This window comes from Bdellovibrio bacteriovorus, assembly GCF_001592755.1.
GTDB lineage: Bacteria > Bdellovibrionota > Bdellovibrionia > Bdellovibrionales > Bdellovibrionaceae > Bdellovibrio > Bdellovibrio bacteriovorus_E.
In genome coordinates this window covers 130,321-144,830 of sequence record NZ_LUKF01000001.1, presented here as the reverse complement: position 1 = coordinate 144,830, position 14,510 = coordinate 130,321, and the positions used below count along the sequence as shown (strand labels likewise).

Below are 14,510 nucleotides of genomic sequence, written 5' to 3'. Positions count from 1 at the left end.
TGTCTCAAAAAATCAATCCGTTGGAAAACTCGTTCCATCCATGCAAATCCAAGTAGCTCCGTTTGCTATCCAGGGTCTGAAGCCTCCGTCGGTGTAGATCCAAGCATAGACGGCTACAGCTGTTCCCGCTGTACCGGAATAAGCTGTCAGGTTTAATGTCATATGCGTGCTGGGTCTGTATCCAACGGGAAAGGTGAAGGCAGGATTTCCCCAAGTTCCAGGAGCCATGCACCCACGCAGATAGACTCTTCCATCTTTGCCTTTCCGGTAACCTGGAGCCGCAACACCTGCGATCGGAGAATAGGCTGTCCAGGAGTTCGTAAAGGCCGCGACATCGATCCACGCATTATTCACAATTTGACCCGAGATTTTAACATCGCCGGTAACTTCTAATGAAGCCGTTGGTGACGCCGTTTTAACACCGACATTGCCGGTGCTATCGACACGAATTCCATTGGAAGTGCCGTCTCCAGAAATCCAGTGTGTACCTAAATTAATATTCTGTGTGGCTGCGTGGTTTCCAAGATTGTCGCTGCCCCCACCGCCGGGGCCCGATGGCACAAGTTCGGTTGCCATGAAATAAGTATTGTAGTTCGGAGTGACTTGGCCGGCTCCGATGTTGTCGTCACTGATGCGAACATAAACTGTTTGATCTGTTGAAGGAGTGTAAATTTCCAGCAGACTTGATTTAAATCCATAGGCACCCACAGAGTCAGGTTCGTCCGTGTAGGCCGGGGAACCAAAGGTGGTCGTGCCATTGAAGAACACGTAACCTAAATATCCATTGCCATCACTTTGATAAGTGTTCAGCGAGGCCTCAAGACGATAAGTGACGCCGGCTTTAAGATTGATCCCGTTGCTTGTTGTGGTCATGCCGTTATTCGCCAATGTAGAAGTAAATGCGACTATAGAATTCTGATCGACAGTTTGATAGCCAGACATTCCGCGTTTCATAAATTTTGGAGACCCATTCAACGAAAACCAATTTGCGCCATTATAGTAATCAACCGTATTGTCATCGGTGTTATAGATGACCAATCCTTGAGGTGCTCCTGTGATTGCATTTCGTTGTGCACGAGTCATCCGCGGTGGCAAGAAACCTTTCGCTGCGGATGAAAGATCTAGCAAAGCGGTGGTGTGTGGAGTCGCCGTTCCGATACCGACATTTCCATCGGAAGTCAGAGTCATTCTGGCTTGATTGTTGGTTTCAAGATTTAAAGCAAAGGCATCGTTTGTTCCGATTGTTGCGTTTGCTGCGAAAGAGTTTCCATCTTGAATAAAAACAGATCCCGTCGTAAATGAGGAGCACGTCATCATTCCGGTGGAATCAAAAGAAACCAGTTGCCCCACAGCGCAATTGAAAGTGGAAAGTGTCGAGCCCGTTCCATCCGATGCGATCAATCTGTTTGCCGTGAAAGTCGTCGAGCCCGTTCCACCTTTGGTCACCGGCACCGTGGAAGGAAAATTAGCAGGGTCTGCGCTGATCGTGCCTGAAGACACGGCGATACCGGCACCAACTCGCACCGCACCTTTAGCTGCGGTTGTGGCATCGCTGATTGAAATGACCGGAGCCGTTGTGCCCGAGGCGACAGAAATAGGCGCCGTTCCAGTCACGTTAGTTACGGTTCCGTATGAAGGTGTGATCCATTCAAGGCCGGAGGCGGTTGCAGAATTCGCAGAAAGTATCTGTCCATTTGCACCGACCGGAAGGCGAGCATTGTTAGTATCGTTGCGAATAAGAAGATCACCTTTCGTGGTAAGAGGAGAAAGGGCGTTGAAGGCAGAAAGTGCGGAAGTCTGTCCTGTTCCCCCATTCGCAATGGGTAATGTGCCCGTAACTTCAGTGCCAAGATTGAGAGCGGAACCACTGCTTGCTGCTGTTAAGCGACCTTGAGCATCGACCGTGATATTGGCTCGTGTGTAAGATCCCGCAGTCACAGCGGTGTCAGCTAGGGATATCGTCCCTGTTCCGGTGATGGGTCCTCCCGATAAGCCAGTCCCCGTCGCAATATTAGTGACGGTGCCTCCGCCGTTACTATCGCTCGCGGGCGCCCATTTTGTGCCATCGTATTTCAGAATTTGTCCTGAAGTTAAACCGGTCGTGTCGACATCAACGCCTTTGATTCTATTCACAGACACAGAACCAATTGTGCCACTGACGTCTCCGGCAACAGAGACGTTGATGGATTGACACTGAAATCCCAGCACGGCACTCCAGTACATAGTTTGATGAGGCAAACATCCTGCAGAGCTGACATATCCATCAAAACTTGATTTCAAAAGATAGTTGTTCAAGGTCGAGTTTAAATTTGTCACGTCACTCATGCCAATACTGGCGCCAGACCATTGAGTTCCATCAAATTTGAAAAACTGGTTGGATGTAGGCGCCGTACTTGAAATCGATATGTTTTGAATTTTTGCAACAGAAGGATTCGGATAGGTGCCGCTTAAATCTCCGCCGGCGGTTCCTTTGGGCGTGCGCGCATCACTGAAGCGGGCGTCGTCTCCGGCAGCGACTGTTCCAGTCGTTGATCCCACATTCAACGTCACAAGAGGAGTCGAAGTGTTATTTACTATCGTCACGTAGGAATTTGCCGACGTGACAGTAGTTACAGTTCCGCTACTAGCACCACTGACGGGTGCACAGACTAAAGCAGATCCATTCCATTTTAAGAATTCATTGGCCGCACAAGTGGGAACACCGGTTTTTACAACGAAATCATTTTCAGTTTTTGTTCCCAGCTTTTCGGCCGAATGGGCATAGGCCGCATAAGGCACGGTGCGAATTTCGTTGGAAGGTGAAATCACTCTCCAGCCGGAGCCGTCGTGAAACTGAACTTTTAAAAGACGAATGTCGCCGGAACTAGGAACATAAGGAGCACCACCACCATAACAGTTTTGAGGCGAAGAATTATTGAAAGAGTCTAAAAGAGTGAAAAGAGGATCCGCGGGAAAGAGCTTATTCCCTGAACCAATGGGAACGTCAAACACACCGCGAGAGTTCAGCATACTGACGCCATCTTTTTGTTCACGATAGATAACGCAGTTCCCATTAGGACTTGTGATTTCAAATAAAAAGCTGACGTTGTTGTGTTCTAAAGGTTGGCCGTTCACATTCAGGATGCGACCCTGATATGTCAACGCATTCGGCGAAGCCTGTGCGTATAAAGCAAGGGTTAGCACAAAGCCAACTATGAAAGACAAGCACGTACCGGATTTCATAAGATATGAAACTTATCGGCTACTTAAGACATATTATTGAGTTTTTTTGGTTATTACGTGTCTTAGAATGAGACACTTAGATGAGAGGAATGTATTTGGGATCTCTCAGAGGACACGAGTCTTTCCGGGCTGTAAGCTGAAGGCGACATCAGAGTGTCTACTCTGGATGTCGCCTAAAAGACTATTTGAAATTCTTTTTAAAGCTCTGCCAGCAGTCTTGGTAGTCTTCTTGGATAAAACCTTTACCCATTGCGAAGTCCGTCACCATGTAAGGAACGCGAGATTCAAACATAAAGGCCATTGTATCGACAATTTTATGTGGCTTTAAGTCCGCCTTGCTCGCTTTTTCAAACGCATCGACATCAGGTCCGTGAGCAGAATAGAAGTTGTGCAAACTTCCACCGCCAGGAACAAAACCTCCCGCCGTTTTTGCGTCGTACTCACCATAGATGAGTCCCATGTATTCACTCATGCAGTTTCTATGGAAGTAAGGGGGACGGAATGTATGTTCTGCCACCATCCAGCGTGGTGGGAAGATGGCAAAATCCACGTTCGCTGTTCCCGGTGTATCACTTGTAGAGGTAAGAACCGTGAAGATCGAAGGATCTGGATGATCGTAGCTGACTGTGTTCACAGTGTTGAATTTACGAAGGTCATATTTGAAAGGAACATAGTTCCCGTGCCATGCAACGACATCCAATGGAGAATGACCCATCTCGGCCACCCACAAGTCGTTGTTGAATTTACCGATCAATTCAAAAGAACCTTCTTTATCTTCAAAAGCTGCCACCGGAGTTAAGAAGTGACGACGATGAGCTAAGCCATTGGCACCAATCGGACCCAGCTCAGGAAGACGGAAAGGCGCGCCGAAGTTTTCGCCGATATAGCCTTTGCAGTTTCCACCTTTCAGTGGATTCACTTGAAATTTCATTCCTCGAGGGACTAAAACGATTTCACCTGGTTCTGCTTCGATGATTCCCAATTCGGTTTTGATTTGCACAGAACCTGCTTGCGGAACAAAAAGGAAATCGCCATCGGCATTCATGAAATACTTATTCCCCATGTCTTGATTGAAGGAATAAAGATGAACGTGCAGGCCGCGCTGTTCGTAAGCAGAGCCATTACCGCACACCGTGCGGATTCCTTCGACGAAGTTTCCAGCAGTGTCGCTTGTGGCATTCCAGCGCATTTGATTCGGGTTGATATGCTGAGGCTTAAAGAATGTTTTCTGTGTCAGCTCTTTTAACGGCTTAAAGGCTTTGTGCATCACCGAAGGGCGAATGCGATAAAGCCAGGTATACATATTGTGATGACGGGGAGCCGTGAATGCGGAACCACTCAGTTGCTCTGGATAAAGTCCCAAGGGAGCTACTTGCGGAGAATTTTGTTCTAAAGGAAGCGCACCGGAGCGAGCTTCTGACGAAAAGTGATTACCAAAGCCTGATAAGTATTGTGTTTCCATAGATAGAGATAATCAGGCCCAAGCTTTGTTAGTCAACTTGGAAGTAGGATGACAGCGGGCTCCTCCTCCTAGGTTAGAGACCGCCAGCCTGTTTTGCGCGTCCATTCAAGAAACTCTTGATGGCGCTTAGCAGGGTCGGGAGGATGGTATTCTCCGTCCTGAGGTGTCACGACCAAACTTTCTAAAGGTGTCAGTCCCATTTGATGTCGGCGTTGGTTTAATTGTTCTGGATCTTCCACTTCGGTGATTCGTAGAATTCCGTTTTCGTCCCAGTCGGCATTAGTCGCATAAATCTGCTTACGACCTTCGTAAAAACGAATGCGATCCACAAGAATAGCGACGTAAGATTTTGGGACTTTATTTTGTTTGGCAAGATCCACCAGCACTTGCTCTTGGGCCCGCATAAAATCAGGCAAGCTGATGGCATGAAGAACAATTCTTAAAGCAGCCACGCAAGCATCTTCACCAACTTGGTCTATGGTCGGAAAGCCCTTATTGTCTTCAATCAGTTTTTTTAGCTTATCGGCATTTCGAAGATGCACTTTCTCCATTGCGGGATGGTAGCCGTGAAAAAGTTCTCCCGTGCTTGCCAGAACTTCTCGTGTCGCTTCGTCTTCACGAATCAGATGCAAAAGCTCTTCTTTTAGTTTTTCGTTCATCCAAAAAACTCCGACATAAAACGATTCTTTTCGGCTTCAGGAAAGAAGCTCGCATCAAAGGAAACTTGATTGCAGCGTTTGAAGTCTTCTTTGCTGAAACCATGCACGCGATGAAGAACTTCATAGTCATCACTTAATTGCGTCGCAAAAACACCTGGGTCATCCGAGTTGATGGTCACAAGAATTCCTTGCTCCATCAATTTACGAATCGGATGTTCTTCGTAGGTTTTAAAACTTTGTGTCAGATAATTGCTGATCGGGCAAACTTCCAAGGGAATTTTTCGGTCACGCACGAAGTTTAACACGTCGGGATTGTTGATAATCTGAATGCCGTGCCCGATGCGTTCGGCCCCTAAGATTTCAATGCTGTCGCGAACCCAGGTCGCCGAATTCGGTGCTTCGCCCGAATGGACCGTGATATGCAGGCCGGCTTTTTTGGCTTTTTGAAAAAGTGGTGCAAAGATTTTGGGGTCAAAGCCTTCCTCGTTATCAGCGAGATCCAAAGCCAAGAAGCTGTCTTTGTGATCAATTGCAAAATCCACGACTTCCTCAGCCACTTCATAAGGTTTGATTCTTTGAATGATGCAAATAAGTCCGATAGCCATGGGATATGTTTTGCGAGCCATCTCAATGCCTTTGTGCAAAGACTTGTGAATCTTTTCATAAGTTAATGATTTGTGGCCATCGGCGATGAAGGTCGGAGCATAACGAAGTTCCAAAAGGCGAACTCCATCGTTATAGGCGTCTTCGCAGGCCTCAAAAGCAATGCGAGTCAGGATTTCCTCGCTGGCTAAAACTTTTTGTGCATTCAGGAATTTGTTTAGCACGGTGCCGAGGTCTTTCATGGGACCCGTGATCAGAAATTGGTCTTTTTGACCTTGAGTCGTCTTAGCCAGGGGAATTCCGACCTGCGGGGCCAGTTCGATGAGTGTACTCCAACGCACTGAGCAGTCTAAATGGCGGTGCAATTCCACCTTCAGGATGTCGCGAATATTATGGGAATAAAGTTTTTCCATTTAACGCTCCCGGTAAGCAGCCCCTGCGCTTTACGCCGCTAGGCCCTTAGAGTAAAACTAGATCTTATGACAGAACCCATCCAAATCAAAACAAAACTCGCGGGCAACCCTTCACAGGAGCCTCAATTTAAAACCTATGTTAAAAGCAAAGACGGACGCCAAATTCCTGTGGCGGATCCTCGCGCCACACGTGTGCTTGTGTCTTTGATGGACATGAATGCCGTCCTCGGCGGAGCGGCTTCGCATTACGGTGGACCTGCCGCTTTAGCAGAGCTGATGTCTGCGCTTCATGGACATGTCTTCGACGTTTCTTCTCGCGTAAAAAAGCAATGGTACGAGATGTTCCATTTGATCAACGATGCGGGTCACTGCGAAAACGGTTTGTATGCTTTGAAAGCCAACTACGGCATGGCCGGTTTGACTTTAGACAGTCTTAAAAAATTCCGTTCGATTGAAAGCGGTTTAACAGGTCACGGTGAGGTTCATTGCTTCCCTGAAGGTGTTTTTATCTCTAACGGACCTTTGGGTTCGGCCTTCCCGCAATCCCAAGGTGTGGCGATGGGTGAAGCCATTGCGGGCACAAACCGTGTGACGGTGACGACGATTTCGGATGGAGCTTGTATGGAAGGAGAGGCGAAAGAATCTTTCGCTGCTATTCCGGGTCTGGCGCAAAAGGGAAAGATGGGTCCTTTTGTTTTGATCATCAGTGATAATAACACGAAACTTTCTGGTCGTATTGATGCCGAGTCATTCTCTATGACTCCGACATTTGAATCTTTGAAAGCTTTGGGCTGGAATGTGATCACTTTGCAAGAAGGCAACGACTTGCAGAAATGTTACGACACGATCGTGAATGCGATTGAAACAGCTCAAGCAAATCCAAAAATGCCCGTTGTGATTCACGCGAAAACTGTCAAAGGCATCGGAACAAAGAAAACGATTGAGTCTGCGTCGGGCGGTCACGGTTTCCCTTTAAAGAGCCCCACTGAACTCGCGGCGTTCTTAGGCGAAATCTATGGCGGGGAAGCGCTTCTTCCGATTTACAATATGTGGATTGATGAACTTCACAAATGGGAAGCGGAAATCAAAGCCAGCGGCGTCAAAGATTCCGGCGAAAAAATTCAGACAGGCGTTTCTGCGGCGATGATTCGTGCGCGCAAAGCCGGTCTTCCTGTTTTGAGTGTCACATCGGATCTTCCGGGTTCCACGGGTGTTGCAGGATTCCGCAAAGAATTCCCTCACGACTCTTTTGACGTGGGTATTGCGGAAAGCAACATGGTTTCAACAGCGGCCGGTCTTTCTAAGCTTGGCTATATTCCAGTGGTTGATACTTTTGCTCAGTTTGGGGTGACCAAAGGTGCTTTGCCTTTAACGATGGGAGCTCTTTCTGAAGCTCCGATCATTGCGATCTTCTCGCACACAGGTTTTCAAGATGCGGCTGACGGAGCTTCTCACCAAGCGCTCAGCTATATGGCGATGGTGTCTTCGATTCCTCATGTGGATGTTTATTCTTTGTCTTGCAGTGAAGAAGCGGATGCTTTGGTTTCTGCAGCTATCGAGAATTTCGCGAAGGCTCGTAAGAACGGCGAGGTGCCAAATTCTTCTATCTTCTTCCTGGGTCGTGAAAACTTCCCTAAATCTTACGTGACGCCAAGTTCTTATGACTTAAGAAAAGCGCAAATTCTTGTCGACACAACATCGGGTAAGAATGGAAAGTGCGTGACGATCGCAACGACGGGCTCATTGGTTCCGCAGGCTTTGAAAGCAGCGCAAGACCTTGAAGCCAAAGGTGTAGGTGCGATTGTTGTGAATTCAGCTTGTGTGAACCACATTGACGTTGCGACGTTCAAAGCTTCTTTGGAAAAAACGCAAGGTCAGCTAATCACGGTCGAAGATCATCAGTTGATCGGTGGCTTTGGACAAATGCTGACTCATGCTTTATTGCAAGCAGATGTGGCGACGTTGAAAGTGAAAAGCCTAGGCGTGCATGGAGAGTTTGGTCAAAGTGCTTACACGGCGATGGACCTCTACCGTAAACACAAAGTGGATGCAGGTGCGATCGTTGAAGCCGCCGGCAGTTTCTTTCAAAAAAGCCAGGCTTGGTAGACCTACGAGCCCCTTCATTTCGAAATAAAAAACCCGCAGTTTCCTGCGGGTTTTTCTTTTAAATCTACTTTTAAAATATCTATTAAGCAGCTTCTGAGTGAGAGAACTGAGCCATAGTGCCCATTTGCTCTGAAGAGAAGGCAGAAACGATATCCACAAGGATAACAACTTTGTTATCAACTTTACCCATACCACGAACGAAAGACATCGCGTTTTCGTTACCTAGAACTGGTGAAGGTTCGATTTGGTTTTCCTGAAGATCTACAACCTCTTTTACAGAGTCTACGATCATGCCCACTTGTCCGATTTCAGTATCGATCACGATGATGCAAGTGTCGCGTGTAGTGTCTTGTGCAGACATACCAAATTTCACACGAAGGTTTACTACAGGAATGATTTTACCACGAAGGTTCATCACACCTTTTACATAGTCTGGAGTACGAGGAACAGGAGTGATTTCACCAAACTGATTGATCTCACGCACTGTTTCGATGGCCACGCCATATTGTTCAGCCATCAACTGGAAAGTTAGATACTGGCCTGGTTTTGCTTTCATAGATACATCGCTCATTGTAATTGCCTTTCAAGTAGTAGAAATAAAATCACATCAGACAACTCTTCGAGAAAAACGGCGACGAACTTTAAGGGAATTTGTTGCTAGACCTAATTAAGTTAAAAAGTTAACAAAGTCACATTTCAGACCTCTCGATCTGAGACAATAGTCTTGCTAAAGAGAGAAACTTCGACCCCCATTTTATTTCGTCTCATTCTGGACTAACGACGGAAATAGAAGAACTGCCTATCGTCCGATAATTCCTTGTGATTTTTATATGATAATGGAGCGCACATGAGCGGTGATAATTCCTTTTTTGAAGAACTGCAGATGGATTTTTTGAACGAATCTGCGTTCATGCTTGAGCAATACGAAGAATACATGATGAGGCTGGAAAACAGTCAAGATCCTGCAAAAGACCTTACGGATATCTTCCGCGTGGCGCACTCAGTGAAGGGTGGAGCTGCTGCAGTAGGATTGACGGATCTTTCTAAATTCGCCCATGTCATGGAAGATCTTTTGGATCTTTTGCGTTCGCGTCCTGAGCTTGTGAACTCCAATGTTATTTCTTTGCTTTTAACTTCTGGTGATGAATTGAAAAACCGCATTGCCTTTTTACAGCAAGGTAAAACGGGTGCGTGGGATCCCGCTGAATTAAAAACACAGTTGATTCAAATCACCGAAGAACTTTCTGGCAAACAATCTTCACACAGTAAAGCAGTCGCTCCGGCTCACGATGAAGTGAAAGAAGCTGCGCCAGATGATTTCTTTGCAACGTCCGCTCCAGCTGCTGAGGCAGCTCCTGAAGATGATTGTACAAATCACGAATTGTTAGCAGAACTTCTTGGACAGCTTTCACCGGAAGATCGCGCCGAATTTGAAGCTAAAGAAGCCGAACAGAAAAAAGCGGCGCCGGCTCCCGTAGCTGCGGCACCGACTCCAACACCTGTGGCAGAAAAACCGGCATTGAAAGTTGTCGCGTCTCAACCTGTGGCGGCGAAAGAGGCCAAGCCTGCAGCGAGTTCTGCTCCAGCGGCGTCTGATTCTAATGGTGGTAACAAAGGTAAATTAAACGGAACTATCAAAGTCGACACGGGTCGTGTGGACTCGGTTCTGGATGCTGTCGGCGAGCTTGTGGTTCTTAAGAATCAGCTTGTGCACGACGAGACGGTTCGCAGTGGTGTGAACTTGCGTCTTGAGGGCATTGTGGATCAATTGGATAAAGCTGTGCGCGAGTTGTACGAAAAAACTTTGAGCATTCGCATGACGCCACTGAAATCCATGTTCATTAAAATTCAACGTATCGTTCGTGACGTGTCTTTGACTTTGGATAAACCAGTTGATTTGCAATTGATTGGTGAAGAAACGGAAGTTGAAAGAACCGTCTTTGAACTTCTTGGTGATCCTCTCGTTCACTTGGTTCGTAACTCAATGGACCACGGAGTTGAAAAGAAGGAAGTGCGCCTAGAGCGTGGTAAACCGGCAACGGCGAAAGTGACAGTGTCTGCGAAACAATCGGGCGGTAACGTGACGATTGATATCACGGATGACGGTGGCGGTATCAACCGCGAAAAAGTATTAGGCAAGGCGATTGAAAAAGGTTTCGTTCCGCAAGGAGTGGATCCTGCGACGATTCCTGATGAACAAGTTTATCAATATATCTTCTATCCGGGTTTTTCGACGGCCGATAAGATCTCAGACCTTTCAGGTCGTGGTGTGGGCTTGGACGTTGTTAAATCGAACCTTGATAAGATCAATGGTAAGATCAATATCTATTCTAAAGCGGGTCAGGGAACAACATTCCGCCTGACGATTCCACTGAGCACGGCGATCACTGACGGTATCATCGTGGCTTTGGATGGGGCTCGTTACATCCTTCCGATTCATTCAATCCGTGAAATCGTGCGTGTTCTTCCAAAGGACTACACAAATATTTCTGGCGCGGGAAAAGTGGCCAGCATTCGCGGTCATTTGTTACCGGTGATTGATGTTTCAAAAACTTTGGGTTCGATCAACTGGAGTTTGAATAAAAAAGATCAGCAATTGGAAAAGCGTCGTGAGAACTCTTTGAGCGCGCGCCGTGAAGAAACAATGTTGGTGATTATTGAGTCTATGACCGGCCAAATGGCGTTCCCTGTGGACGATGTTTTAGGACAGGCTCAAGTGGTCGTGAAACCAATCACGACAGGTCAAGACATCCCAGAAGTTGCAGGGGCTGCGATTCTAGGGGACGGCCGCACGGTTCTAATTTTGGAACCAGGGGCTTTGGTGAATAACGTAGCTAAGGGTCGGGAGATGGCAGCATGACGGCTGTAAAAAAGAATGAATTAGTAGGATCTCTTTACGATTTCGAAGAGATCAAGCTTTCAGATAAAATGTTTACGAAGTTTGCTGAGCACATGTATGAGTTGGCGGGTGTGGATCTTCCACTGACGCCCAAAAATCATGCGCTGATCCGCAATCGTATTGTGAAACTTCTAAGAAGACACTCTTTGAAAAGTTATGAAGAGTATTGGGCTCTAATAGAAAAAGGCGGGCCGGATTTAACGTCAGAGTTTATTTCGGCACTAACAACGAATATGACGTCTTTTTATCGAGAATCGAATCACTTCGATTTCCTTCAGAACATTATTCCTGAGCTCGGTAAAAAGTTTGGCTCGGACATCCGCATGTGGTGTGCCGCGGCCAGTACTGGTCAAGAGCCCTATACAATCGCAATGACAGCGTGTGAAGCATTGGGTGAAAATTCATCGACGAAAGTGCGTCTTCTTGCAACGGACATTGATTTGCAAGTTTTAAAAAAAGCCTCTGTCGGCACTTACGAAGAGCGCGAAATGCAAGGTCTTCCACCAGCTCAAAGAGTGAAATACTTTGAGAAGGTGAAAGCCAACGGAGATGAATTCTTCAGAGCTAAAGACACAATTCACAAGATGATTCGTTTTGCGCCTTTCAACTTGATGAATCCCAAGTATGAATTTCAGCATAAGTTCCATGTGATCTTTTGCCGTAACGTTTTGATTTATTTTGATGAGCAGACCACGAAAAAGGTCATCGACAATTTGGTATCTTGCTTGGCACCGGGTGGCTATTTGATTTTGGGCCATTCCGAGTCTGGAAATGTTAAGCATGCTGGTTTGAAACCCCTTTCCAGAGCTGTTTACCAAAAGCTTTAACCAATAAAGGCCCCATTTATGGCGCAAAAAATTCGTGTTTTAATTGTGGATGACTCTGCGGTGATTCGTAAGCTCTTAGAAAAGATCTTCAGTTCATCGCCTGACATTGAAGTTGTAGGCACCGCTTCAGATCCCTATATTGCTCGTGACAAACTAGTGGCTTTGAAACCAGATGTGATGACTTTAGACGTCGAGATGCCTCGTATGGATGGCATCAGCTTCTTAGAAAAAGTCATGCAGCATTTTCCGACTCGTACGATTATCTTTTCAAGTTTGGCTAAAACGGGCTCCGAAACCTATCTGCGTGCTTTGGAGGCCGGTGCGATTGAGATCATGGAAAAGCCTTCCATCGACGTCAGTCAAAGCTTAGAAACGCTTTCAAACTCGATCATCGAAAAAGTAAAAGCCGTTGCGAAAGCTCGTATCAATCCCGTGAAAAAAGTGGTGACGCCGGGTGTGCCAGTTCAAAAAGTGGCGACATCTTTGGCGCGTACAACGCATCAGTTGATCGCCGTGGCTTCTTCCACAGGTGGTACAGAGGCTTTGAAAGTTTTCTTATCCGGTATGCCAGCAGATATTCCTGGGACTTTGATTGTGCAACACATGCCGCCGGGATTTACGAAATCTTTCGCAGATAATTTGAACAACATGTTTCCTTTTGAAGTCAAAGAGGCGCAAGAGGGGGATCAAGTTGTTCCCGGTCGAGTGCTGATTGCTCCGGGAAACTATCATATGGAAATTCACCGTAGTGGTGCCTTCTATCACGTGAAACTTCATCAAGGACCGGCATTGCACAGCGTGCGTCCTGCCGCAGACTATATGATGAAGTCCGTCGCCAAGTACGTAGGTAAGAATGCCTTGGGTGTAGTTTTGACGGGAATGGGTAAAGACGGAGCGGAAGGCCTTCTTGAAATGAAGAATGCCGGTGCTTACACCGTTGCTCAGAACGAAGAAACTTGCGTCGTTTATGGTATGCCAGCTGCCGCTGTCGCTTTAGGGGCTGCTGACAAAATACTTCCCTTAGATAAGATTGCCGGCGATCTCTTGAAACAAGTTCAAGTCAGAAACGCTGCTTAATGAAAAGAGCCCGCAAGGGCTCTTTTACTTTTCTTTTCTTACACCTTTAAATTTTCCACCATCTTCTTTTTGATCGGTGAACTCTCCCGTATCAGGATCGCGTTTGGTATAGCGATGTGTTTTTGGATTTGGCACTTGAGATCTTTTTTTGACGGCTCCGTAGCGGCGAGAATCGCCTGGAGGGGGATTTTTAGCCATAGGCACCTCTTTGTAAGTTGATGATTCTATGCTACCTCTTTAAACCCGCGATTTCGACGGTCGGCATGGTGTAAGGTCGCACTCGACTTTGCAAATGTTTCATCTTTTAGGGCTATTAACGGGCGATTTCCGACAGATTTCCCACAAAAGTGTCAATCAATAGCGTGGTTTCTATTCTTCAGTTCGGCTAAAAAGGCTTCATCAAAACGAATGAGGTTTTTTTATGAACAAAGCATTTCTTATTTCTCTTTCATTCTTGGCGCTCGCTGCATGTGCTCCACAGAATGATATTTCAACGATCCAATCTCCTGACACAGCTATTGTAGGTGGCGATAAGGTTGAAGCAAACACGGCTATCGGTCGCAGCACGGTAGGAATTTACGAAGCGAAATTAGGATATATTTGCTCGGGGACTCTGGTTGCTAAGAATTTAGTATTAACAGCCGCGCACTGTGTGGATCCAAAAGCCAAAGATCTTGTTGTGTTCTTCGCGCAAGAAATGAAAAAGGCTTCTCAAGATCAACTTCGCCGCGTAACTGCTGCGATTGTTCATCCTGACTATACAGAAGAGATGAAAGAAGCAGATATGGCGGATCTTGCATTAATTCGCTTCGAAGGTGAAGCGGCGCCTGGATTTGTTCCAGCCCCGATCTTATTTGAAGGCGGGCACCTTTATAACGGCACAAAAACTATTGTTGCTGGTTATGGTCTAAGCTGGACAATTGCGTTGAAGCGCGGTGCCGGAACTTTAAGAACAACCGAATTAAAAATTGATAAGGCCCAATACTCTCGCACGGAAGCGATGTTGGGTCAGTCTGTGCGTAAAGGCATTTGCAGTGGCGACTCTGGCGGGCCTGCTTACCTTGAGATCAACGGACGTTTGCATGTGTGGGGAGTTGCCAGCCGTGGAGACTCATTGCCTGGCTTCTTAACTCCGAAGTGCATGCTCTTTTCTGTATTCACTCGTGTGGATGCATATCAAACATGGATCACTGATTCTATGGCAGAGCTAAGCCGATAGTTGTAGACCGACGGACCGCTTCC

At 46.7% G+C, this 14,510-nt stretch carries 11 protein-coding genes; 5 read left to right on the top strand and 6 right to left on the bottom strand.

Features of this window, described 5'->3' with window-relative positions; genetic code table 11:
- Nucleotides 1-12: 12 nt before the first annotated feature.
- From AZI85_RS00640 to add, 4 genes are all read right to left on the bottom strand, one after another.
- Nucleotides 13-3,222, bottom strand: a complete 3,210-nt coding sequence (locus AZI85_RS00640) for a beta strand repeat-containing protein (protein ID WP_063242272.1) — start codon at nucleotides 3,220-3,222, stop codon at nucleotides 13-15.
- A gap of 181 nt (nucleotides 3,223-3,403) precedes the next feature.
- A complete protein-coding gene (hmgA, locus tag AZI85_RS00635; protein WP_063242271.1) occupies nucleotides 3,404-4,684 on the bottom strand; it encodes a homogentisate 1,2-dioxygenase in 1,281 nt (426 codons plus the stop codon).
- 68 nt (nucleotides 4,685-4,752) lie between these two features.
- Nucleotides 4,753-5,343 (bottom strand): DUF6624 domain-containing protein, encoded by a 591-nt coding sequence (locus AZI85_RS00630; protein ID WP_063242270.1) that lies wholly within the window; start codon nucleotides 5,341-5,343, stop codon nucleotides 4,753-4,755.
- Entirely contained in the window at nucleotides 5,340-6,359 is a 1,020-nt protein-coding gene (gene add, locus AZI85_RS00625; protein ID WP_081110858.1) for an adenosine deaminase, read from the bottom strand. The genes AZI85_RS00630 and add overlap by 4 nt, the downstream gene beginning before the upstream one ends.
- A 66-nt stretch (nucleotides 6,360-6,425) precedes the next feature.
- Here add and AZI85_RS00620 point away from each other — a divergent pair, with 66 nt between their 5' ends.
- Nucleotides 6,426-8,465 (top strand): transketolase C-terminal domain-containing protein, encoded by a 2,040-nt coding sequence (locus tag AZI85_RS00620; RefSeq protein WP_063242269.1) that lies wholly within the window; start codon nucleotides 6,426-6,428, stop codon nucleotides 8,463-8,465.
- Between the two features lie 82 nt (nucleotides 8,466-8,547).
- Here the strand turns inward: AZI85_RS00620 and AZI85_RS00615 are convergent, their stop codons facing one another.
- On the bottom strand, nucleotides 8,548-9,036 hold the full coding sequence (locus AZI85_RS00615) for a chemotaxis protein CheW (protein WP_063242268.1): 489 nt from the start codon (nucleotides 9,034-9,036) through the stop codon (nucleotides 8,548-8,550).
- Between the two features lie 276 nt (nucleotides 9,037-9,312).
- Between AZI85_RS00615 and AZI85_RS00610 the strand changes: the two genes are divergently transcribed.
- From AZI85_RS00610 to AZI85_RS00600, 3 genes are read left to right on the top strand one after another with little or no spacing between them, the layout of a single operon-like run.
- Complete coding sequence (locus AZI85_RS00610; protein WP_063242267.1) at nucleotides 9,313-11,325, top strand: chemotaxis protein CheA; 2,013 nt, start codon at nucleotides 9,313-9,315, stop codon at nucleotides 11,323-11,325.
- Entirely contained in the window at nucleotides 11,322-12,191 is an 870-nt protein-coding gene (locus AZI85_RS00605) for a CheR family methyltransferase (RefSeq protein ID WP_063242266.1), read from the top strand. The genes AZI85_RS00610 and AZI85_RS00605 overlap by 4 nt, the downstream gene beginning before the upstream one ends.
- Nucleotides 12,192-12,209: 18 nt before the next feature.
- Nucleotides 12,210-13,268 (top strand): protein-glutamate methylesterase/protein-glutamine glutaminase, encoded by a 1,059-nt coding sequence (locus AZI85_RS00600; RefSeq protein ID WP_063242265.1) that lies wholly within the window; start codon nucleotides 12,210-12,212, stop codon nucleotides 13,266-13,268.
- Between the two features lie 24 nt (nucleotides 13,269-13,292).
- Here the strand turns inward: AZI85_RS00600 and AZI85_RS17720 are convergent, their stop codons facing one another.
- Nucleotides 13,293-13,466: a hypothetical protein gene (locus AZI85_RS17720; protein ID WP_172795280.1), complete on the bottom strand. Its 174-nt coding sequence runs from the start codon at nucleotides 13,464-13,466 to the stop codon at nucleotides 13,293-13,295.
- 223 nt (nucleotides 13,467-13,689) lie between these two features.
- Here AZI85_RS17720 and AZI85_RS00595 point away from each other — a divergent pair, with 223 nt between their 5' ends.
- Entirely contained in the window at nucleotides 13,690-14,487 is a 798-nt protein-coding gene (locus tag AZI85_RS00595; protein ID WP_063242264.1) for a S1 family peptidase, read from the top strand.
- Nucleotides 14,488-14,510: the final 23 nt, after the last annotated feature.

Bases quoted from the DNA above. Each gene is read 5' to 3' on its own strand.
- AZI85_RS00640 (WP_063242272.1), bottom strand. From the start codon at position 3,222: ATGAAATCCGGTACGTGCTTGTCTTTCATAGTTGGCTTTGTGCTAACC.
- hmgA (WP_063242271.1), bottom strand. From the start codon at position 4,684: ATGGAAACACAATACTTATCAGGCTTTGGTAATCACTTTTCGTCAGAA.
- AZI85_RS00630 (WP_063242270.1), bottom strand. From the start codon at position 5,343: ATGAACGAAAAACTAAAAGAAGAGCTTTTGCATCTGATTCGTGAAGAC.
- add (WP_081110858.1), bottom strand. From the start codon at position 6,359: ATGGAAAAACTTTATTCCCATAATATTCGCGACATCCTGAAGGTGGAA.
- AZI85_RS00620 (WP_063242269.1), top strand. From the start codon at position 6,426: ATGACAGAACCCATCCAAATCAAAACAAAACTCGCGGGCAACCCTTCA.
- AZI85_RS00615 (WP_063242268.1), bottom strand. From the start codon at position 9,036: ATGAGCGATGTATCTATGAAAGCAAAACCAGGCCAGTATCTAACTTTC.
- AZI85_RS00610 (WP_063242267.1), top strand. From the start codon at position 9,313: ATGAGCGGTGATAATTCCTTTTTTGAAGAACTGCAGATGGATTTTTTG.
- AZI85_RS00605 (WP_063242266.1), top strand. From the start codon at position 11,322: ATGACGGCTGTAAAAAAGAATGAATTAGTAGGATCTCTTTACGATTTC.
- AZI85_RS00600 (WP_063242265.1), top strand. From the start codon at position 12,210: ATGGCGCAAAAAATTCGTGTTTTAATTGTGGATGACTCTGCGGTGATT.
- AZI85_RS17720 (WP_172795280.1), bottom strand. From the start codon at position 13,466: ATGGCTAAAAATCCCCCTCCAGGCGATTCTCGCCGCTACGGAGCCGTC.
- AZI85_RS00595 (WP_063242264.1), top strand. From the start codon at position 13,690: ATGAACAAAGCATTTCTTATTTCTCTTTCATTCTTGGCGCTCGCTGCA.